Below are 20,109 nucleotides of genomic sequence, written 5' to 3'. Positions count from 1 at the left end.
CCCGGCCTGACCTCAAGGCATCGCCCGGGTCTTCCGGCTCAAGACCACCGCCAGCGCCAGTCCCGCAGCGATCACCAGCAGCGCCACCGGAAAGGCCGCCTTCACCGCCGCCGGCCCGGCGCCGTGCGAGGACAGCGCAAAGAACAGGCCGCCGATGACGGCGGTCGACACCGCCGCGCTGATCTGCAGCGTGGCATTGACCATGCCGGCCGCCAGCCCGGCCCAGCGTGCATCCACCTGGTCCACGTTCAGCCGCACCAGCGCAGGCAGCGCGATGCCCTGGCCGAGTCCGATAAGGAACAGCGGCCCCGGCAGCCATCCTGGCGCATCGACCCAGGCCAGGCCCGCGGCAGCCAGCACGCCCACCACCTCCAGGCCCATGCCGAATGCCGCGGTGTCAGCGCCCAGCCGTCGCGCCAGGGTCGCGCCGCTCAGTGGTCCGAGCAGGAAGCCGACGCCCAACGGCAGCACGGCCAGCCCCGCGGTCAACGGGTCGTGGCCCAGCCCTCTCTGTTCGTAGACGGCGAACACCAGAAAGAAGGGCGCCAGCGTGTAGAAGAAGAACGCGGCGGCCAGGCTGCGCCGCAGGCCCGGCGAGGCCAGCGCAGCGGGCGGCACCAGCGGCGTGCCGCTGCCCCGCTCCTGCCGCTGTTCCCAACGCCAGAACACAAGCAGGAGCGGCGGCGTGAGCGCGAGAACGCCGATACACCACGCGGGCCAGCCTCGCTCGCGCCCTTCGATGAGCGGTACCACCAGCGCCAGCAGGCCGGCGGCCAGCAGCAGCGCGCCCACGATGTCCAGGCGCGCCGCCTGCTCGGAGCGGCTGTCGCGCACCCAGGCGACGGCCGCCGGAATGGCCAGCGCGATGATCGGCAGGTTGATCAGGAAGACCGTGCGCCACCCCAGCCCGAACAGATCGGCCGACACCAGCAGGCCGCCCAGCAACTGGCCGGCCACCGAGGCCGCGCCGAAGGTGGCGCCGTACATGCCGAGGGCACGCGACTTCTCCCCGGCCGGGAAGATGGCATGGATGGACGCCAGCGACTGCGGCGCCATCACCGCCGCGCTGATGCCTTGCAGGAGCCGGCCCGCGACCAGCACGCCCGGCGAGGGCGCGCAGCCGCACAGCGCCGACGCCACGCCGAAGCCCAGCATCCCGGCGATGAACATGCGCTTGCGCCCATACAGGTCGCCCAGCCGCCCGCCAAGGATCAGGGTCACGGCATAGGCCGCCGCATACACCGACACGACCAGCTGGGCCAGCGAAGGCGTCGCCTGCAGGTCGGACTGGATGGCGGGCAGCGCCACGTTGACGATGAAGAAGTCCAGCGGCGGCAGCAGCGTGCCGGCCAGCAGCACGCACAGGGCCAGCCATCGGCGGGCATCGGCGCCGTCGCCTCGCCCGGATGTCGAAAGGTTCATGGCCGCCTTCATGAGGACCGAGCCTTTGTGACTGTCATGACCCGGCCCTCAGTCTTGCTGCGTGAAGTCGGTCGCGATGGACAGGTCGCGCCAGGCAGCGATGTCCGCGCGGAAGGCCTCCAGCTTGCGCGCGGCCGTCCGGTGCGCCGCCGGCCCCAGGGGCAGGTGCAGCGGGGGGTTGCCGGCGTCGACGGCCTGCAGCATGACGGCGACGGCCTTGGCCGGATCGCCGGCCTGCCTGCCATCGTTGCGTTCGCGGTAGTCGTGCCGGGCATGGGCCGTCTGCGCGTAGGCGTCGATCCGGCGGGCCGCCGTGGCCATCGAGCGCCCCAGGAACTCGGTGCGGAAGGGCCCGGGCTCCACGATGATCACCTTCACGCCCAGGGGCGCGAGTTCCTCGGCCAGCGCTTCGGAGAGCCCTTCCACCGCGAACTTGGTCGCGTTGTAGAAGCCCGAGCCGGCCGAGCCCGCGATGCCGGCGCCGGACGACAGGTTGACGATGCGCGCCCCCTGGCGCTGGCGCAGCGCGGGCAACGCGGCGCGGGTGGTCTCGATCAGGCCGAACACATTGATCTCGAAGACCGGCCGGTACTCGTGGGGCTCGCCTTCCTCGATGGCCCCGATGAAGCCGATGCCCGCGTTGTTGACCAGAACGTCCAGGCCACCGAAGGTGCGCTCGGCCAGCGCGACAGCCTGCGCGGCGTCGCCGGGGCGGGTGACGTCGAGCGCGACCACCTGCACGGTCTGCGGGTAGCGCTGGCGCAGGTCGTCCAGCGCAGCGACGGACCGCGCGGTGGCCACCAGCCGGTCGCCGCGCGCGGCCACTGCTTCGGCCAATGCGCGGCCCAGGCCCGCCGAACAGCCCGTGATCAACCAGGTCTTCTTCTGCATGCTTTTCCTTTCGATGCGGTGTGCCGGCCGAGGCGCCGGCATGGAAGGAATCTAGCGATCTGAATCTGTTCGACAACTGACAGTGCTGTACGCTGCCCGTTCATTTCTGAAAGGGGTCGTGCCGTGGAGTGGAGCGATGTCCGCATCTTCCTGGCCGTGGTGCGCGCGGGCACCCTGGGCGGTGCCGCACGCGCCTTGCAGCTGAGCCATCCGACCATCGGGCGCCGGCTCCGGGCGCTGGAGCAGGCCGTGGGCCACACGCTGTTCCAGCGCACCGCGGACGGCTTTGTGCCCACGGACGAGGGCGCCGGCATCGTGGCGCTGGCCGAGCAGATGGAGGAGGGCGCGCTCGCCATGCAGCGGCGCCTGGCAGGCGGGGAAGAGAAGCTGCAGGGCAGCCTGCGCATCTCGTCGGCCGACTGGTTCGGCGCCTTCGTCCTGCCGCCCATCATTGCGGACTACGCCCGGTCGTACCCGCGCGTCGATCTCGAAGTGCTGACCGGCACGCGCCTGTTCAACCTGGCGCAGCGGGAGGCCGACATCGCGTTCCGCATCGTCCCCTTCAATGCGCCCGACGTGGTGCAGCGAAAGCTGGTGCGCCTGCCCTACGGCGTCTATGTCGCCACGGCCTCACCCGACCCGGTGTTCGGCGACGGCGCGGGCTTTCGGCTCATCACGCACGACACCTCGACCGGCCAGTTCCCGGACATCGCGTGGCTGAAGAGCCGCTTTCCCAATGCCCGGCCGCTGCTGGCGTCCAACAACCGCAACGTGCAGGCCCGCATGAGCAGCCACGGCATCGGCATCGCCGTGCTGCCGCAGGTGGTGGGCAACCAGGTGGGCGGCCTGCGCCGGCTGAGCCTGCCGGAGGAGCCGCCCGCGCGGGAGATCTGGATGGGCTACCACCGCGACCTGCGGCGGCTGAACCGGTTGCGGGCGTTCATTGCGATCGTGAATGAGCACGTGGCGGGGCTGCAGGGCTGAGGCGCCGCGCACTTGCCGAGCGGCCGCCGGCGGCGGTACGTTGCGGCTTGTCCTTATCGAGGCGGGCAGATCAGGCCGGTGCCGTCTTCAGGCGTCGTCCTCGGCCGGGGCCTCGCCCTCCGGACCCTTGAGCACCTCGAGCACCGTGTCGCACATGGCGTACATCTGGTCCACGAAGGCCGGTCCCAGGGCCGCTTCGAGTTCCTGGTAGACGGCCTCCATGTCCTCGCTCACGTCCGCGAACATCTGCTGCGCCCGGCGCGAGAGCGACACATGCTGCCGGCGCTGGTCGTCCTTGTGTCGCTCGCGCTGCACCAGTCCCATGCTGTCCATGCGCGCGAGCACGCCGCTCAGGCTGGGGCTGGAGATATGGCAGATGGCACAGAGCTCCCGCGGCTCCAGCGTGCCGCGCACATGGAGCGCGCGAAGGATGCGGAACTGCTGCTCCGTCAGGCCCGTCTTCTTGAGCACATGGCGGAAGCGGCCCACGACGGCGGCGCGCACCTGCAGCAGCAGCAAGGGAAGGTTGCGCCGCGGCTGCGCACGGGCTGAAGGGGCGGGGGAGGGTCGACGCTGGCGGCTGCGCGCGGCGGGCTTGTTCGTCAAGATGCGGCTTCGGTCGGGCGGCCTCCCGATGGGGCGGCCTGCGGGTCGCCCGGATGGTACTGGAGCCCCCTTGTCCAGCACCCCTCAGAGCGGCGCGATGCGCGCGTGCAGCAAGGCGCTGCGCCCTTCGTCCAGCGCGCGGATGCAGCGGGCGATGGCCGCCTCGACATCGGCCGGATCGACCAGCCGCTCGCCATGCGCACCGGCGGCCTCGGCCACGCCGGCGAAGTCCATGCCGGTGGGCAGCACCGAGGCGTACTCGTCCGTCGCGAAGGCCCGGCCCTTGGGGTACATGCGCAGGGTGGCTTCCTTCACCGCGGACCAGCCGCCGTTGTCGAGCACGACGGTGAAGATCGGCAGGCCGCACTCCCGCGCCACGGCCAGCGTGGAGGTGGCATTGCTGAAGTAGAAGGTGCCGTCGCCCACGAAATGCACCACGCGGGCGTCGGGCCGCGCCAGCTTGACGCCCAGCGCCGTGCCGGCCGAAAAGCCCAGCCCCCCGCCCGGCAGGCCCAGCAGCGTGCCGGGCTCGTTGCGCGGCACCTGGTCGAACACCGTGAGCGTGTTGCGGATGCCTTCGTTGATCACGGTGTCGCGGCTGTCCAGCGCCCGGTGGATGGCGGCGCACAGGTAGGCCGGGTTGATGGCACCGCGTTCGCCGGGCGCCTGCGCCGCGGCGTCGATCCTGCGCTGGCGCTCGGCATGTTCGCGTTCGAGCTTCCTCATCCGCTCGGCCGCCCTTGCCTCGAAGGCCGGTGTGGCGAGCGACTTCACGGCGTCGATGAGCTGGGCCAGCAGCAGTTCGCTGTCGCCCTCGATGCGTGCGTGGGTCGCAAAGCCCCACATCGGCATGTCGCGCTTGATGGCGTCGAGGTCCATCTGCGCCCACCAGGCGTTCGGGTTGACGCGCGTGGTCTTGGGCACCCAGGGCACGTCGACGTCCAGCATCAGGCCGACGTCGGCCTTCTCGGCGAAGGGGCCGGGCAGGTAGCCGGCAAAGCAGGGGCTGTCGCGGCGGATGTTCAGGTGCACGCTGTTGAACTCGCACACGCGCATGCCGATGAGCCGCGCCAGCGCGTCGACCAGGGCGGGCGTGCGCGGATGGCGGCCCGCGTAGGCGGTGACGAGCAGCGGGTCTTCGCTGGCGACGAGCTTTTCCGCGATCTGCTGGATCGGCGCCGGATGCGCGCCGCCGGCCTTGACGGGCCTGTGGCTGGCCGCCGGAAAGGGATGCAGCTCCTGCGGCGGGCAGGGCGCGGCCAGCATCTCGCGCGGCAGCATCAGGTACACGGGGCCCGGTGGATCGCTCTGCATCACCGAGTGCGCGCGGGCGATGACTTCGGCCGCCATCGACGGCCAGGGCAACGTGTATTCCCACTTGACGTAGGGGCGCACCACGCTTCCCTGGTCGAAGGGCTCCTGCACGAAGTGCACATAGGTGTCGCGCCCGCCCTCCACCTGGTTGAAGGTGGTGGCCGGCGCACGGCCGGCCATCAGCAGCACCGGCACGCGCGCGCGAAACAGGTTGTGCATGGCCATGGCCGAGTTGGCCGTGCCGGCATCCACATGCACCAGCACCGCCTGGCCGCGGCCGGTGGCGATGGCGTAGCCGCCGGCCATGTGCAGGGCCGTGTTCTCGTGCGGGCAGAGCACCACCTGGGGCAACGCCCGCCCTTGCTCGCGCCACCTCGCCATCTCTTCGATGAGCGGCGCGTGGTCCGTCCCGAGGTTGCAGAACAGGTACTCGACGCCGTGGTCCAGCAGCGCCTGCAGCAGGTGGTGCGAGGCGGTGTGGGGGGTGGTGTTGTCGTCGTCGGGGGAGCGTTGGAATTCCATGGGGCGTGGTCAGTTGGTCTGCGCGGCCAGTCCGGCGGCCCGCACGGCCGGCGCGAAGGCACTCTGCTCGGCCTGGATGCGCTTGCGCACGGCATCGGGTGCGGCGTAGTCGGCCTCATGGCCCAGGCGCACGAAGGCCTCGCGCGTGGCGGGGTTGGCGAGCACCTTGTTCAGCTCGGCGGACAGCTTGTCGACCACGGCCCGCGGTGTCTTGGCCGGTGCGTAGAGCGCGAGCCACACCTCGAACTCGGTGCCGGGGAAGCCGGCTTCGGCCAGGGTCGGCACGTCCGGCAGGAAGGGCGAGCGCTTCTCGGACGCGACGGCCAGCGGGCGCAGCTTGCCGTCCTGGAGTTGCGCATTGAGCGGGGCCAGGTCGGCCATCACCATCACCGTCCGTCCCGTCACCAGATCGGCGATGGCGGGCGTGAAGCCGTTGTAGGGCACGTGGATCATCCTGGCACCGGCGCGCTGGATCAGCATCTCGGTGCCGATGTGCGCCATCGAGCCGATACCGTTGCTCGCATAGGCCAGCGCGCCGTCGCGCGCCTTCGGGTCGGCGAGCAGGTCCTTCGCGCTCCTGTAGGGCTGCGTGGCCGACACCGCGAGGAAGTAGGGCAGGCGCGACACCTGGCCCACCGGCACGAAGTCGTTGAGCGGCACGAAGGGCAGCTTGGCCTGCGTGAGCGGCAGCAGCGTCATGGTGGAGCCGCCCGTCAGCAGCAGCGTGTAGCCATCCGGCGCCGCGCGAGCCACCGCCTCGGCCGCGATCACGGTGTTGCCGCCGGGCTTGGACTCGACGACGAAGCTCTGGCCCATCGCCGTCCCCAGGGACTGGGCCACCAGGCGGGCGGCGGCATCCACGCCGCCGCCGGGGGCGTAGGGAATGAGGATGCGCACGGGCTTGGACGGATAGGCCTCCTGGGCCAGGCTGGCCCCCGCGACCACGGACAGCGCGACCGCGAGGACGCAACGAACTAGCTTCACCATGTCTGTCTCCTGAGTCGTGACTGCCTGGGGCGTCGCTCGGGGGGGCAGATCACTAATATGTGAGCGATTTGGGGATGCTAGGGGGGAAGGGGGGAGACAGGTTCAGCAGTTACCCGCAGAGCGTTCTTTGCTCGGGGCTGAATGGGCGGGGGATGCTCCACAACGAGCGGCGGATCCGCCGCTTGCGGCAGACGCTCCGGGTGGTGGTGGAGCCGAGGGTGGGCGGCCGCCATGAGGCGGGCCGAAACCATGTCGAGGCCGCAGGTGCTATTCGATGGTTGCGACAGCGTCGCAACCATCTGCCTGTCGGTCAGCCCTTCTGGCTAGCTCCCCGGCAAGGTCGACAGCAGCCGGGCCCCGCATTCGGTCAGGTCGCCCTCGAAGGCAACGACGCGCCCGCGGTGGCGCCGCTCGGTGTGCGCCGGCACGATCCGGAAGATGCCACCGCAGCTGGGGCAGCGCGCCACACATCCTTCGCCGGTCACCGGCTTGCCCAGCACCATCATGTCCAGCGCGGTCAGCACTTCCCCGCCGTGGTCGGTGGGGTCGCCCAGGCGGACCACGGGCCGGTTTCGCGAATCACGCATTGGCGCCCCCCGTCTTGACGATCACGACGCTCTCGGAATCTTCCGGTCCGCGCCTCATGCAACCGCCCCCTCCTCGACGCTCATCTGGCGCTGGGCATTGAGCCCCTGGTTGCTGCCCTGGTAGATCTGGCGCCAGCGGATGTAGCGCTGGCCCTCGGCGACGAGGTGAATCATGTTGCTGCCGGTGGCCTGAACCCAGTTGACACCGGGGCTGCGGAACTTGCCGATGAAGCCGGCGTAGGAGTCGTGCACCCATTCGTCGAAGAAGCGCCCCAGGTCGTAGGAGACGGTGCCCGTCTTGATCTCCTTGTAGATCTGCAAGGCCTTGGCGTGGAAGCCGCGGATCACCTCGCGGTTGCCCATGAAGTCGATGGGTCCGGGCGGGCGCTCCAGCAGGTCGACCTGCTGCTCGAAGATCTGCTGGCCGCGCAGGTAGTAGTCCAGGCCCTCGGCGTCGAACCGGCGGGCCTGCTTGACGCTGGCCAGCTCGGCAAAGCCGTTCTTGCGGCGGGTGACGGCATAGCGCCAGGCCAGGTAGCACTGGCCGTGGCGGCGCAGGGCCTCGCGGGTGTCCAGGCCGGTGGGGACGCCGCAGGTGGAGAAGTAGGTTTCTACGGCCTTGCGGATCTGGGGTTGGGAGTCGAGGCCGAACTGCGACGGCAGCATAAGGCGTGCAGCCGCAGAACTGTCGAGCGCGATCCAAGGCACGAAGACATGCCCATCGCAGGCTTGCACGGCCGCGTCGTACATGTGCTTGAGCGTCAGGTTTGACAGGCGCAGGTCGTCGGCCAGCTCCGGCTGCTCGAAGAACTGGCCCAACTGGTCGCGCTGGCGCTTGAAACGAATGCCCTTGCCCTGCTCGCCCGCGGCGTAGCCGCCCCCCACGTCGCTGTGCGCGCCGGGGCAGTGGTGCTCCTGGCAGTTGAGCGGAAGGCCGCCGGCCTGCGCCACGCTGTCCGAAGGGAAGTTGGTCCGCAGCTCATGCAGCGCGACGTGATGCAGGCAATTGCGCACCTCGGGGTGGATGCGCAGGTCCTCGGCGGTGGCCCATGCGTTGTGGCCGTCGGAGCCGATGGCATCGGTCAGGCCGACGGAGGCGACGGTGTCGAAGATGCCGAGCATGCGCACATAGGCGGGCACGCCGAAGAGCTGGCCCTGGAGCATGAGGTACTGGTGCAGCCAGGAGACGAAGACGCGGGCCTGGGCGGCGCCGCGGGAGAAGCCGAAGACGTCCAGGTAGATGGCCTTGGGCCGAGGCCGGGTGGCGCGCTGGGCGATCTGCTGGCGCAACTCGCCGCAGATGCGAGAGAGGAACTTGCGGCGCTCGCCGGCGATGGAGGCGCCCAGGAAGCTGCGGTCGCTGGCGCCGACGAGGCCGCAGGGCAGGCCGAGTTGCTCGAGGATCTTCTGCTCGGGCGTCAGGCGAGGGGGTGCGGTGCTGGCATCGCCGGCGTTGGTATCGGGGAGTCGGGTTTCCGAGCAGAGGGCGGCGAGGGCCTTTCCGTCGAACCTTGGGGCGTCGGCATTGATGACTCGATGAAGCGCGTTGCACACCTGCAGCAGCCCATAGACGATCCGCGCCTCACCTCCTGCGCCAAAGGGACCACCCATTGCGTCGGCCGCCTCCTGTGCGATCTCGGTGAACGGGGTGCCCACGCCGGATACGTAGTAACGGAAGCAACCGTCCTCTGGGGCGTTGCGATAGGCCAGGGAAAGTTTCCAGACGTTCGTGTCGAACTTGGAGGGGTGAAAGCTGTGGTTGTTGTCGGTGCCGTCGAAGAACAGGCCGATGTTGATGATCTGCTCGCAGAAGGCGGCCTGTGGGAACGCCAATGGCTTGGCGTACTGCATCGTGGCGGGTTCGAGGATGGTTTTGTAAGCGCTCATGTTGTTCTCCCTGTGGGTGCTGTCAGTTAGCTTTGATGGGCTGGGGTGAGGGCTTTTCTCCAGGTAGTGGGCTGTAAGAAGGGGCAGGCCCTCTTGGAAAGGCAGGTCCCGGATAGATCGAGCTGTTGGGATATGGGCGGCTAACCCACACCTGGACTTGATGCCCTGGCAGGAAGTGCACGTACATGCCGGAGCTATCGCCAGGCTCAACGGCGAAGTGGATGGGGACGGTGGCTTCGTGTTCGAGGAGTTCGTCGACGTCGTCCCGGTAGGTCTGCCAGCGGACGGTGGCGAGGATGGGCTTGGTGATATGGAGAGGAAGCAGGACGCAGCAATCGCCTGCGCCGCCGCCGCCCCAGCCCAAGATGCCGGGGCCGCGAAATTGGTTGTTGATGGAGAACCGTGGTATGCCGATGCCGTCCCCGTAGTGCCCCACGGCGCCCACGGGCACGCCGATGGTCCGCTTGTCGGGAAAGAGGTCTTCGGAGGAGCCTGCACAGCCGGCGGCGAGCAGGGCCAGGGCAAGGGCTGCCAGTGCGCGGGTCAGGCAGCGTGCGAGGTTCATGCGGCCTCCTGGCAGGGTGTCGAGTGCGGCTGACCTGAGGCGGGTTGCGCAGGCACGCTGTGATGCCGGGCGGCGCGCAGGCGGAGCTTGTTGTCGGTGCCGTCGAAGAACAGGCCGATGTTGATGATCTGCTCGCAGAAGGCGGCCTGTGGGAACGCCAATGGCTTGGCGTACTGCATCGTGGCGGGTTCGAGGATGGTCTTGTAGGTGCTCATGTTGTTCTCCCTGTGGATGCTGATCAGTTGGCTTTGGTGGGCTGGGGTGAGGGCTTTTCTCCGGGTAGTGGGCGGTAGGGCGGGGCGGGGCCGCGAGGGAACGCTGGGCCGGGGTACTCAGAGCTGAGTGGGGTTGGCTCGGCATACCAGACCGCCACCGTGTGCCCCGGCAGAAAGTGGACATAGAGTCCGGAGCCGCCTTCGCCTGGGTCAACGGCGAAGTGGATGGGGACGGTGGCTTCGTGTTCGAGGAGTTCGTCGACGCTGCTGCGGTAGGTCTGCCAGCGGATGGTGACCATCACAGGTCCGGTGATCTTGCGTGGGAGAAGCACGCAGCAATTGCCCGCGCCGCCGCCGCCCCAGGTCGAGACGCCGCCATCCTTGAACCTGTCGTTGATGGTGTAGAGAGGGACGCCGATGCCCTTGCCGTAGTGCCCCACGGCGCCCACGGGCACGCCGATGGTCCGCTTGTCGGGAAAGAGGTCTTCGGAGGAGCCTGCACAGCCGGCGGCGAGCAGGGCCAGGGCAAGGGCGGCCAGTACGTGCGCAAGACGTCGTGCGAGCTTCATGCGGTCTCCTGGCTGGGCGTCGAGCGCGGCGAAGACGCGACACAGGCGCTCATCGCCTGCGCGCCACGACGTTCTGCCATGCCTGTTTCATCCACGCCGCGTTCCTGATGCTCCCCGCGCCGGCCGCGAATGCCAGACGCGCCAGTTCCAGGAGCAGCGCGCGGTCGGTGCTGCCGGATTCGCGCCAATGGCGCACACAGGCCTCGGCGATGGCGAAATCCTCGTGGTGCCGCGGGTCGGCGACTTGGCCGGCCGCGCGGCCCATGCGCAGCAGCAGCGCGTCCGGCTCTCCTGCGTCGATCAACTGGTCGATCTGCGTGGCTGTCAGTCGAAGGCCCTCGAAGGCGTCCGTGTGCTCAGCGTCCAGAGCCAGCGGGCGGCGCTTGCCCTGCCGGTCCCCAATGGACCAACTGGCTATTGGCGCTGTCACGGCACGCCACTGTTCGGGGGTCAGGATGCCGGGCAGGTAGGCCATCACCCGGCAGTCCGCAATGCGCAGGCCGTAGCTTTCGCCGCTGTCGTCGGTGAACCAGACGGCGCGGCGCAGGTGGCTGGCCAGCTCGGGCAGTGCCAAGTGGGACGTGAGCACCGCAACGTGAAGGCCATGCCCGAATCCGCCGAACACGGCACGCACCTGCTTGCCGACGCCCTCGTCGGCGCGGGCTTGGTCCAGCGAGATGAGCAAAGGGCCGGCCAGGTGTTGTTCCGGATGAGGCATCAGCGGCTCGAACAGCGCGCCTGGCTTGGCGAACGCGGCCAATGCCTTGAGCTGCTCGTGCACGAGTGCACCGTCCAGCAGGACGTATCTGTACATGGAGGTCGTCGTCGCGTTCATAGCGTGGAGATGGCGCTGCCGGCGCGCGCCGCGGCCATGAGGCAAGGGATGCATACCCGCTCTGGAAGCTGCGGCAGGAGGGTCTTGGCCGTCTTGGGGCCGAAGTTCTGCACGTCCGCTGCCCACACATGGTGGGCACCGGGGGTGTTGAAGAAGAAGCCGCCGGCCGTGACGTCCAGGCGCGTGCCGCCTACGTCCAGGGAGATGCCCTTGGCGGCCTTGATGCGCACCCAGTCGCTTTCGCTGATCAGTTCCAGGACGCGCTTGGCGATGATTTCGATGCGGTCATCCTGCGCCTGAAGCTCGACAGCACCCTCGCCGGCGATGACGCGCACGCCCTGCTCCTTGGCGAACAGGCGCACCGCCTGCTGTGCGCTCGCCAGCAGGCTGCCGCTGGCCGCCACGCTGGCATGGCCGCCTGCCGTGATGGCCGTATGGCCTTCGGCGGCCAGGTGCAGCGCGCCGTGCGTGGTCGCTTCGATGCCCGCAGGGCTGGAGAGCACCAGATGGGGACTGCTCAGCTCGGGAAACTGCGTGGCGGAGCCTGCACCCGCCAGTGCCTGATGCTGCTGGCCCAGGACCTGTGACACGGTGTGCTGGTCTTCGCCATTGGCCTGCACCCGATGATGGGTGGCAACGCCCGCCAAGGCCTCGTGCCGTCGCTGCGCCGTGGCGAGCCGGGACAGCGCCTCCGCCATGTCCTTGATGTGGCCCTCTGCCCGCTCCCGTCCTTCGGTGCTGATGAGCAGGCCTTGCTGGGCACGGATGGCGCCCGGGCCATCGGTGCGCAGTTCGAAGCCTTCGCCGCGAGGATCCTTGCGCCCTGCGTTGTCTTCGATGCGGGTGATCTTGCCCAGGCTCAGCTGGCTGTGCTGGTGGTCGCTCTTGAGCTGGGCCTGGATGGCACCGTGGGTGTCATCGAGCACCAGATGATTGGAGCGGCCGCTGGCGCTGTTGCCGCCTTCCGGTGCCAGTTCGCGCGAGCGCACGCCGGAAAGCGCTGCCTGATTCGGCAGATGCCAGGGTGGCAGGTTCAGCTGGTTATGCACCCGCCCGGTACAGATGGGCAGGTCCGGATCGCCGCCCAGGAAGTCCACGATCACTTCCTGGCCCACGCGCGGAATGTGGATGGCGCCGAGCTGATTGCCCGCCCAGGGCGAGCTCACTCGCAGCCAGCAACTGCTGTGCTGATTCCTGCGGCCGATGCGGTCCCATGGGAACTGGACCTTGATGCGTCCGAGCTCGTCGGTCCAGATGTTTTCGTTGGCGGGCCCCACCACCAGGGCCGTCGCCGGGCCACGCGTATAAGGCTTTGATCGGGTCAGGGTGGGGCGCAGCGGCTCCTGGATGGGATGGACCGTCAGGTCCACTCGCACGGCCCACTGCTGGCGGCGATGTGCTGCCGCTGGGTGGGGCTGGCTGTCCTGTGCGATCTCTTCGATGCACAGATCGGTATGCAGGATGAGGTACTCCGCGTTTGCGGCAGGCCGGGGATGTTTGGCGAGGATGAAGGTGTGTCCCGGCTGCATTCCCCGCAGATTGCCACTGGCGCGCGCACGTGCACCGTGTGTGCGCAGAGCCTGCATCCTCAGCAGCGACAGCAGTCGCCCTTCCTCGAATGGGTCGGCGTCTGGGGCGGTGCCTGCGCGGGGCTGGGCGAAATGTGTACCCGCCGTGCCCTCATGCCACTGGTAGATCTCACTGTCGGCGTGCCCGGTGGGCCGTGGTTCGCGGCGAGATGCGGTGAGATCGGCCTTGGGGCGCGTGTAGTCGTAGTCGCTGGTGACGTAGCGGCCACTGGTGAGCTGGTGCGAGGGGACGAAGCTGTGGATGTATTCGGCGTCGACCTTCCAGCCCGGTGCGTGGTACTCGACGGTGTGGTACGCCTCGCTGTCGTTGCGGCTGAATGCGGCATTGCCGTCGCTGAGCACCAGGCGGTGCTTGCCTTCGATGTGCTCGAAGTGGAAGTTGATGCCCCATTCCTGGCACAGCCGATCGAAGAAGGCGAAGTCGGTCTCGTTGTACTGGACCTGGAAGTCGCGCAGCGGATAGCGCTCGCAGAGCCGCTTGTGCACGGAATACGGGTAGTCCGCCAGCAGCTCATCCAGGATGTCGACCACGGTCTTGTTCTGGAATACCTTGCAGTCGGTGGTCAACGTGGCCAGATGAAGCCAGGGGCGCAGCGTGAGCCGGTACTGAAGGTGGCGTCCTTCCTCGCCCCAGAAGTCCGCGCCGGTGACCAGCGCGCTGATCTCCCGGTGACCCGCACCGATGGCGTGGCTCGGCGCACCGACCGAACCGGGAATGAATTCGCCGGCGCCGTCCAGGTCGATGAAGCATGTGATCTCCCGGCCGATGAACGCGTCCAGGTCGAAATCGGCCCCGAGGCTGGGGCTGAAGTTGAGGGCGTCGGGTGTCTTGAGAAGGAGTTCGTATTCGAACAGTGTGTTGACGCCTTCGTGGCCGGAAAGCCGCACGGGATGAAGGGCAGGCTCGCCGTTGTGCATGGGCATGGCGGGCCCTTGCACCGCGAGGGTGGTGTGTGGCATGGATCGTTCTCCCTGAATCTGCTTGAGCAATGGCGGCGCGCTGGGGGCGCTGCAACCAGGCGCAAAGAGCTTAGGTGCATCTCCTGGGCCCAACCTCCGGCTTGCGGCATTGCGGCGGAGCTTTGGTTAACTAGTTCTCACCGGCAGCCGCTTCGGCAGGGCGCGGTGCGCATCGGGCTCTGGTGTCTGGGTTGGCTTTGCCGCCAGGCCTGCCTAGAATCGCCCCCGCTCCGGGGTGCACGTATGGCGTGCTGAGACGGCGGACCTGACCGCCGGAACCGCGAACTTGATCTGGTTAGTACCAGCGTAAGAAGAGCTGCAGCGCCAAGGCGCGTGTGTCCGTCCATCCGTCCGTCTATGCATCGGCGGGGCCGGGCTCACCCGCATCCCCCTTGGCGCCGATGGCGGGGCATCCATCCACCCATGTGCTTTGGAGAGTCCGCCCCATGAACGCCCCCGACAAGTTCGCCCATCTGCTCGCGCTGACGCGTGAGCCCTTTCCCGCTTCCACCAAAGGCCGCATCGCCGGCAGCCGGCCCGATCTGCAGGTGCCGGTGCGCGACGTGCGCCTGACCAATGGCGAGACGGTGTCGCTCTACGACACCTCCGGCCCCTACACCGACCCCAACGCCGAGATCGACGTCCGCCGCGGCCTGGCCGGCCTGCGCGCCGCCTGGATCGACGAGCGCGGCGACACCGAAAGCTACGAAGGCCGCATCCGCCAGGCGCTGGATGACGGCGCCAAGCATGCGGAGCAGCAGGCCCCGCAGGAGCACGAGCGCATCACCCAGCTGCGCGCCGAGGCAGCAGCCCTGCAGCGTCAGCCGCGCCGCGCCAAAAGCGGCATGAACGTCACGCAGATGCACTACGCCCGCCGCGGCATCGTCACGCCCGAGATGGAGTACGTGGCCCTGCGCGAGAACGGCCGCCGCGAATGGATGGCCGAGTACCTGGCCGACGAGGAGCGCGCGCGCCGCGTGGCGGGCAATCCGCTGGGTGCGGCCATCCCCAAGATCATCACGCCCGAGTTCGTGCGCGACGAGGTGGCACGCGGGCGCGCCATCATCCCGGCCAACATCAACCACCCCGAGGTCGAGCCGATGGCCATCGGCCGCAACTTCAAGGTCAAGATCAACGCCAACATCGGCAACTCGGCCGTCACCTCCAGCATCGAGGAAGAGGTCGAGAAGCTGGTGTGGGCCATCCGCTGGGGCGCGGACAACGTGATGGACCTGAGCACCGGCAAGAACATCCACACCACGCGCGACTGGATCGTGCGCAACTCGCCGGTGCCCATCGGCACGGTGCCGATCTACCAGGCGCTCGAAAAGGTGGGCGGCGTGGCCGAAGACCTGACCTGGGCCATCTTCCGCGACACGCTGATCGAGCAGGCGGAGCAGGGGGTGGACTACTTCACCATCCACGCCGGGCTGCGGCTGCCCTTCATTCCGATGACGGCCAAGCGCATGACGGGCATCGTTTCGCGCGGCGGCTCGATCATGGCCAAGTGGTGCATCGCGCACCACCGCGAGAGCTTCCTCTACGAGCACTTCGAGGAGATCTGCGAAATCATGAAGGCCTACGACGTGAGCTTCTCGCTCGGCGACGGCCTGCGTCCCGGCTGCGGCGCCGACGCCAACGACGAGGCGCAGTTCGCCGAGCTGCGCACGCTGGGCGAGCTGACGCAGATCGCGTGGAAGCACGACGTGCAGACCATGATCGAAGGCCCGGGCCATGTGCCGCTGCACATGATCCAGGCCAACATGGACGAGCAGCTCAAGCACTGCCACGAGGCGCCGTTCTACACGCTGGGCCCGCTGACCATCGACATCGCTCCGGGCTACGACCACATCGCCAGTGCCATCGGCGCGGCCATGATCGGCTGGATGGGCACGGCCATGCTGTGCTACGTGACGCCCAAGGAGCACCTGGGCCTGCCCGACCGCGACGACGTCAAGCAGGGGATCATTGCGTACAAGATCGCGGCCCACGCCGCGGACGTGGCCAAGGGCCACCCCGGCGCGCGTGCGCGCGACGACGCGCTCTCCAAGGCGCGCTTCGAGTTCCGCTGGGAAGACCAGTTCAACCTGGGCCTGGACCCGGACACGGCCCGCGACTTCCACGACGAGACGCTGCCCAAGGATTCGAGCAAGGTGGCGCACTTCTGCTCGATGTGCGGGCCCAAGTTCTGCTCGATGAAGATCACGCAGGAAGTGCGCGAATACGCCGCGCAGGGCATGGACCAGAAGTCGCGCGAGTTCCGCGAGGGCGGCGGCGAGTTCTACGTGCCGATCCAGCCGGCCAAGGGCTGAGAAGGCGCACCTGGCCTGCGGGCGGCCCGTTCAGTGCGCCGGGTACGCCACGTCGCGCGCGGCCGCCAGCCGTGGCGCGGGCAGCGGCTCTTCCACGCCGGTGGTCGCATCCTGCGGCACCTCCTGGTAGACATTCGTCGCCGGGGCCACCACCGGGCTGCGGCCGGCCTTGAAGGACTGCTCGCGCACCAGCAGCCAGTAGGCCTTGTTCAGCGCCATGGCGCGCTGCGGGCTGGGCAGCGTCATCGACGAGACGTCGGTGGCGAGCCGCGCGAAGGCCTCGGGCTTCTCGCGGCCGTCGGGGCCGAAGTATTTGGTCAGCAGCTCCAGGTTCTCCCGGAACTCGTCGCCCGCATGGTTGGCGCGCAGGTAGCTCGCGTACTCGGGCTGTCCATCGGTGCGTAGCGGGTCGGGCACGGGCGGCTGGTGCACCATGTCGCTCCAGGCCAGCCAGCCATGCGCCGCGCCGGTGCGCAGCTTGCGCGCGAAGGCGAAGCTGCCGTCCTCGGTGGCCGAGATGCCGCTGTGGCAGCCCATGCAGTAGACGGTTTCCTCGAAGCTCTGCGGCCGTAGCTGGCCTCGGCGGTCCTCGATGAAGCCCTGGTAGACCCAGCCCTGCCGGTTGGACAGCCCCCGCTCCGCATTGCCCGGGAAGACCTCCGGGTTCTCGGGCTTGAGCGCCTGCTCCTTGCCTTCGATGGAGGCGGTGTGGCGCAGCTGCGAATAGGTGCGCCAGCCGTCCTTGCGGGCGTAGCGCAGCTCCTTCATGCGCGGCGATGCGGACACGGTGCCGTCGTTGCCCACCGCCAGGTAGCGCACGCTGTGCAGGAACTCCGTGCCTTCGGGGTACAGCCCCGCCGCCAGGTGCACCTGTCCGGCCGCCTGCTGCGCGCCGGCCTGGCCGGCATAGCGCATGCGCCGCTGCGGCTCGGCGGGCCAGATGTAGGCGATGTGGTCGGCCATGCCCAGGTGGCCGTCGCCGTCCAGGTCCGTGCCCAGGGCGCGCTCGTCCACCGGGTCGATGGGCACGTCCTGCCGTGTGATGAGCGACTCGACGATGGCCAGGTTGACGGTGTAGACCGCCAGGCTTTCGCGGCCCTGCGCGTCGCGGCGGAAGGCCGCAGGCAGGCGGATCGCCACGTCGTCGAAGGAGCCGTTGGTGGGCATGAAGGCGCCGGGGAAGGGGTGGTAGACGAAGCTGCGCCAGCCGGTGGGCGTGCCGTCGGGCGCATGGTCCCAGCCCTGGGCGTCGAAGTTCAGCCAGGCATCGGGGCGGTAGCCGTCCCAGCGGCCGTTGCCGTCGGCATCCCAGCGGGCGGGCAGCTGCGCCAGGCGCTCGGTCAGCCGCAGCGTGCCGTTGGCGCCGTGGTAGTTGTCCTCGGCGACATAGCGGGCCATGTCGGCGTCCGCGATGGCCGCGACCTCGGACCGCCGGTCCTTGAACAGGTTGGTCCAGGGGTTGCGCGGCACCCGGCCCGCCTGCAATTGCGGGAAGGCGTATTCCTGCTGCAGCTCGGGCTGCCCGTTGGGATTGGGCTCGGGCGCCTCCGCATGGCAGACGTAGCAGGGGTTGTGGCGCAACGCCGCCACCTTGGCGATCGTGTAGCACTGCGGCGGGATGTAGGCGAGCCGGTTCTCCAGCGTGCGGCCCTCCAGGCTCACGCCGCCATCGTCCGGGTCGGCGCAGCCCGCGAGCAGCAATGCCGCGCCGACCAGCAGGGGCGTCAGCGCCGCGCTTGCCCGCCCCTGGCGGCCCATCACTTCTTCAGCACCGGCAGCGGGCCGATGTAGCCGAGGTACGAGCGGCGCTCCGCGCTGGTGGGGCTGACCATGCTCTGGTCGCTCTCGCCATACGGGTGCTGCACCACGTTCAGGATGTAGCTGAAGTTGTTGATGTTGGGGTGGTAGTAGAGGCTGGTCACTTCCGAGCCGTAGGGCGTGGTCATGATGCGGGTGAGCTTCTTCGTCTCGATGTTGTAGGCCCAGGTCATGTCGTTCTGGTGGCCGTCGTCGGAGTCCTCGCCGATCAGCAGGGTCTTCTGGCCCGGCATGAAGGTGATGTTGTCCGGGTTGGCGATGCCGTCGAGCGAGCAGACGTTGCCGGCGCTCGGGCCGCTCGGGTAGGCGTCGACGGTGCGCGGGTTGAGTCGGTTGGGGTCGGCCTTGGTGGTCATGATGCCGGCCAGCACGCCGTGCATGGACTTGGCCACGTAGTCGCTGCCGATGGTGGTATCGCTGCCCATGTCGTAGGCGTAGACGGCGCCGCAGTGGTTGAAGATGGCCTTGATGTCGTTGTTGCCGCCGCGGTCGTACTGGGTGTTGGCCACGCCCAGCTTGCGGTTGTCTTCCATGCCGCGCTCCAGGAAGCTGTACGACACGTACATGCGCTTGCCGTCCGGGTCGAAGGTCATGCCTTCTTCCTTGCGGAACTCCATGGTGGCGCCCAGGTAGGCGGCGTAGCGGCGCGTCTCCAGGAAGGCGGCGGCCTTCTCCTTGCCCGACTTGAGCGCCAGGCACTCCAGGCCGTAGGTCGTGTTCACGGACTTGAAGCCGGTGGCGCATTGCGCATTCGAATCCGGCGTGGCCGTGTCGAAGATGTCCGAGAACTTGGTGCCGGCGTCGATCAGCGTCTTGATCTCGCTGTCGCTGGCGTGGCCCAGCTTGATCCACGACACGTTGGCGTCCACCAGGTCGGTGGTGCCGGCCGGGGTGGTCTGGTTGACCTTGATGGCGTAGAGCGTGCCGGCCGTCAGATCGCCCGCCTTGTCGGCGGTGTACATGTAGTAGCTGGTGTTGGTCTCGTCGTCCGACTGGTAGACGGTGCGGTTGTCGGGCATCACGTACGACAGCTCGTGCGACATGCGGCCCATGCTGTAGTGCTTGGTCACCGTGGCGTTGGCCGATTCGTCCACCGCCACTTCGACCGGGTAGCCCCAGAAGTACAGGTTGCTCTTGGAGGCATCGCCGCCGATGGTGGTGCCGCCGCCGAAGTAGGTCGCCATGTATCCGGCGCGGCCGGTGCGGGCGTCGGGCGCGTCCTCTTCGCTGCCCAGGTGGGTCTGCCAGGGCGTGACGCTGCCGGCACAGGGGCTGACGATGCCGTTGATGCCCGACAGGTCCAGCGCGCGGGTGCTCACGGCGGTGAGGGCGCCGCTTTGCTTGTCCTGCGACAGCTCGGTCAGGTACAGCGCGCCGGGAATGTCTTCCATGTGCGCGACGGAGAACAGCTTGCTGCCGACCTTGAGGATCGAGGTGAAGTCGTTGGCGTCGGAGATGGTGGTCGAGCCGTCCGAGGCCAGGATGGGCTTCATCTGGTTGTCCAGGATGAGGCCGTAGGTGTTGAGGCTGGCGTCGCTGCCGCGGCGGTCGCCCGAGCGCAGGATGGTGTTGAAGCCGGTGGGCACGGTCTGCCCGTTGATGGTGGCCGAGCTGGTGGCGCGCACCTGGCGCTTCTCGCTGTCGGTGAAGGCGGCCGTGATGCTGCCGAAGGCGGCGTCGAAGGCCTGGGCGATGGCGGTGAGCACCGACCCGCCAGTGTTGCTGCTCGAAGACGAGGTGGTCGTACTGCTGGTGCTGCCGCTCTGCGTTGGAGTGGCGACGGGCGTGAAGACGGACGACGAGCCGCCGCCGCAGGCGGCGAGTTGGATGGTCACACCAGCCAGCGCGACCGCGCCGAGGCGGGTGGAAAGTTTCTGGAGGGACATGGTTGGGGTTCTGGTTTTCATGTGGGGTGATTCCTGAGCTCCTCGCTCGCGGCGGAGTCTGGTTCCCGGCCATGAAAGCGGAGTGACCGGAAGCTGACTCGCATGGTCAGCTTGGCGGCAGCCATCGCACCGTTCCCTCTGGATGGCAGCCCGTAGGCCT

General features: G+C 68.6%; 16 protein-coding genes and 1 riboswitch. Of the genes, 2 read left to right on the top strand and 14 right to left on the bottom strand.

The window, feature by feature from the left end; all coding sequences use genetic code 11:
• Positions 1 to 12 precede the first annotated feature (12 nt).
• Both KBC94_RS21945 and KBC94_RS21940 read right to left on the bottom strand, forming a co-directional pair.
• Positions 13 to 1,422, bottom strand: coding sequence for an MFS transporter (locus tag KBC94_RS21945; RefSeq protein WP_294375141.1), 1,410 nt, complete (start codon positions 1,420 to 1,422; stop codon positions 13 to 15).
• A gap of 48 nt (positions 1,423 to 1,470) precedes the next feature.
• Positions 1,471 to 2,313, bottom strand: coding sequence for an oxidoreductase (locus KBC94_RS21940; RefSeq protein WP_294375137.1), 843 nt, complete (start codon positions 2,311 to 2,313; stop codon positions 1,471 to 1,473).
• Positions 2,314 to 2,436: 123 nt separating this feature from the next.
• Between KBC94_RS21940 and KBC94_RS21935 the strand changes: the two genes are divergently transcribed.
• The gene (locus KBC94_RS21935) at positions 2,437 to 3,297 is read left to right on the top strand and encodes a LysR family transcriptional regulator (RefSeq protein WP_294375134.1); all 861 of its coding nucleotides are present in this window, start codon (positions 2,437 to 2,439) and stop codon (positions 3,295 to 3,297) included.
• A gap of 87 nt (positions 3,298 to 3,384) precedes the next feature.
• Here KBC94_RS21935 and KBC94_RS21930 read toward each other — a convergent pair whose 3' ends face one another.
• The 10 genes from KBC94_RS21930 to tssI form a co-directional block, all read right to left on the bottom strand.
• A complete protein-coding gene (locus tag KBC94_RS21930; RefSeq protein ID WP_294375132.1) occupies positions 3,385 to 3,903 on the bottom strand; it encodes a MarR family transcriptional regulator in 519 nt (172 codons plus the stop codon).
• Between the two features lie 84 nt (positions 3,904 to 3,987).
• Positions 3,988 to 5,739, bottom strand: a complete 1,752-nt coding sequence (locus KBC94_RS21925; RefSeq protein ID WP_294375130.1) for a thiamine pyrophosphate-requiring protein — start codon at positions 5,737 to 5,739, stop codon at positions 3,988 to 3,990.
• 9 nt (positions 5,740 to 5,748) lie between these two features.
• Positions 5,749 to 6,723: a tripartite tricarboxylate transporter substrate binding protein gene (locus KBC94_RS21920; RefSeq protein WP_294375128.1), complete on the bottom strand. Its 975-nt coding sequence runs from the start codon at positions 6,721 to 6,723 to the stop codon at positions 5,749 to 5,751.
• A 326-nt stretch (positions 6,724 to 7,049) separates the two neighbouring features.
• Positions 7,050 to 7,313 carry a PAAR domain-containing protein gene (locus tag KBC94_RS21915; protein ID WP_294375124.1) on the bottom strand — a complete coding sequence of 88 codons (264 nt, stop codon included), beginning with the start codon at positions 7,311 to 7,313 and terminating at the stop codon, positions 7,050 to 7,052.
• Between the two features lie 54 nt (positions 7,314 to 7,367).
• On the bottom strand, positions 7,368 to 9,200 hold the full coding sequence (locus tag KBC94_RS21910) for a DUF2235 domain-containing protein (RefSeq protein ID WP_294375121.1): 1,833 nt from the start codon (positions 9,198 to 9,200) through the stop codon (positions 7,368 to 7,370).
• Between the two features lie 22 nt (positions 9,201 to 9,222).
• Positions 9,223 to 9,765 (bottom strand): DUF3304 domain-containing protein, encoded by a 543-nt coding sequence (locus tag KBC94_RS21905; RefSeq protein ID WP_294375119.1) that lies wholly within the window; start codon positions 9,763 to 9,765, stop codon positions 9,223 to 9,225.
• Positions 9,762 to 9,980 carry a hypothetical protein gene (locus KBC94_RS21900; RefSeq protein ID WP_294375116.1) on the bottom strand — a complete coding sequence of 73 codons (219 nt, stop codon included), beginning with the start codon at positions 9,978 to 9,980 and terminating at the stop codon, positions 9,762 to 9,764. The genes KBC94_RS21905 and KBC94_RS21900 overlap by 4 nt, the downstream gene beginning before the upstream one ends.
• Before the next feature lie 23 nt (positions 9,981 to 10,003).
• Entirely contained in the window at positions 10,004 to 10,549 is a 546-nt protein-coding gene (locus KBC94_RS21895; protein WP_294375114.1) for a DUF3304 domain-containing protein, read from the bottom strand.
• Positions 10,550 to 10,598: 49 nt separating this feature from the next.
• On the bottom strand, positions 10,599 to 11,384 hold the full coding sequence (locus KBC94_RS21890; protein WP_294375111.1) for a DUF4123 domain-containing protein: 786 nt from the start codon (positions 11,382 to 11,384) through the stop codon (positions 10,599 to 10,601).
• A complete protein-coding gene (gene tssI, locus KBC94_RS21885) occupies positions 11,381 to 13,933 on the bottom strand; it encodes a type VI secretion system Vgr family protein (RefSeq protein ID WP_294375108.1) in 2,553 nt (850 codons plus the stop codon). Before tssI ends, KBC94_RS21890 begins: the two co-directional genes overlap by 4 nt.
• Before the next feature lie 221 nt (positions 13,934 to 14,154).
• A riboswitch (TPP riboswitch) is annotated at positions 14,155 to 14,263 on the top strand.
• A gap of 116 nt (positions 14,264 to 14,379) precedes the next feature.
• On the opposite strand from tssI, the gene thiC reads away from it, so the two are divergent.
• Positions 14,380 to 16,245 (top strand): phosphomethylpyrimidine synthase ThiC, encoded by a 1,866-nt coding sequence (thiC, locus tag KBC94_RS21880; protein WP_294375105.1) that lies wholly within the window; start codon positions 14,380 to 14,382, stop codon positions 16,243 to 16,245.
• Positions 16,246 to 16,275: 30 nt separating this feature from the next.
• Here thiC and KBC94_RS21875 read toward each other — a convergent pair whose 3' ends face one another.
• Both KBC94_RS21875 and KBC94_RS21870 read right to left on the bottom strand, forming a co-directional pair.
• A complete protein-coding gene (locus KBC94_RS21875; protein WP_294375102.1) occupies positions 16,276 to 18,003 on the bottom strand; it encodes a hypothetical protein in 1,728 nt (575 codons plus the stop codon).
• A complete protein-coding gene (locus tag KBC94_RS21870; protein WP_294375097.1) occupies positions 18,003 to 19,949 on the bottom strand; it encodes an alkaline phosphatase PhoX in 1,947 nt (648 codons plus the stop codon). The genes KBC94_RS21875 and KBC94_RS21870 overlap by 1 nt, the downstream gene beginning before the upstream one ends.
• Positions 19,950 to 20,109 lie beyond the last annotated feature (160 nt).

The organism is Pseudacidovorax sp., from assembly GCF_017991995.1.
GTDB lineage: Bacteria > Pseudomonadota > Gammaproteobacteria > Burkholderiales > Burkholderiaceae_C > Xenophilus.
This window is presented reverse-complemented; position numbering and strand designations above follow the sequence as displayed.

Coding starts and splice junctions, on each gene's coding strand:
- KBC94_RS21910 (WP_294375121.1), bottom strand. CDS start 9,200: ATGAGCGCTTACAAAACCATCCTCGAACCCGCCACGATGCAGTACGCC.
- thiC (WP_294375105.1), top strand. CDS start 14,380: ATGAACGCCCCCGACAAGTTCGCCCATCTGCTCGCGCTGACGCGTGAG.
- KBC94_RS21895 (WP_294375114.1), bottom strand. CDS start 10,549: ATGAAGCTCGCACGACGTCTTGCGCACGTACTGGCCGCCCTTGCCCTG.
- KBC94_RS21890 (WP_294375111.1), bottom strand. CDS start 11,384: ATGAACGCGACGACGACCTCCATGTACAGATACGTCCTGCTGGACGGT.
- KBC94_RS21870 (WP_294375097.1), bottom strand. CDS start 19,949: ATGTCCCTCCAGAAACTTTCCACCCGCCTCGGCGCGGTCGCGCTGGCT.
- KBC94_RS21905 (WP_294375119.1), bottom strand. CDS start 9,765: ATGAACCTCGCACGCTGCCTGACCCGCGCACTGGCAGCCCTTGCCCTG.
- tssI (WP_294375108.1), bottom strand. CDS start 13,933: ATGCCACACACCACCCTCGCGGTGCAAGGGCCCGCCATGCCCATGCAC.
- KBC94_RS21925 (WP_294375130.1), bottom strand. CDS start 5,739: ATGGAATTCCAACGCTCCCCCGACGACGACAACACCACCCCCCACACC.
- KBC94_RS21945 (WP_294375141.1), bottom strand. CDS start 1,422: ATGAACCTTTCGACATCCGGGCGAGGCGACGGCGCCGATGCCCGCCGA.
- KBC94_RS21915 (WP_294375124.1), bottom strand. CDS start 7,313: ATGCGTGATTCGCGAAACCGGCCCGTGGTCCGCCTGGGCGACCCCACC.
- KBC94_RS21900 (WP_294375116.1), bottom strand. CDS start 9,980: ATGAGCACCTACAAGACCATCCTCGAACCCGCCACGATGCAGTACGCC.
- KBC94_RS21875 (WP_294375102.1), bottom strand. CDS start 18,003: ATGGGCCGCCAGGGGCGGGCAAGCGCGGCGCTGACGCCCCTGCTGGTC.
- KBC94_RS21940 (WP_294375137.1), bottom strand. CDS start 2,313: ATGCAGAAGAAGACCTGGTTGATCACGGGCTGTTCGGCGGGCCTGGGC.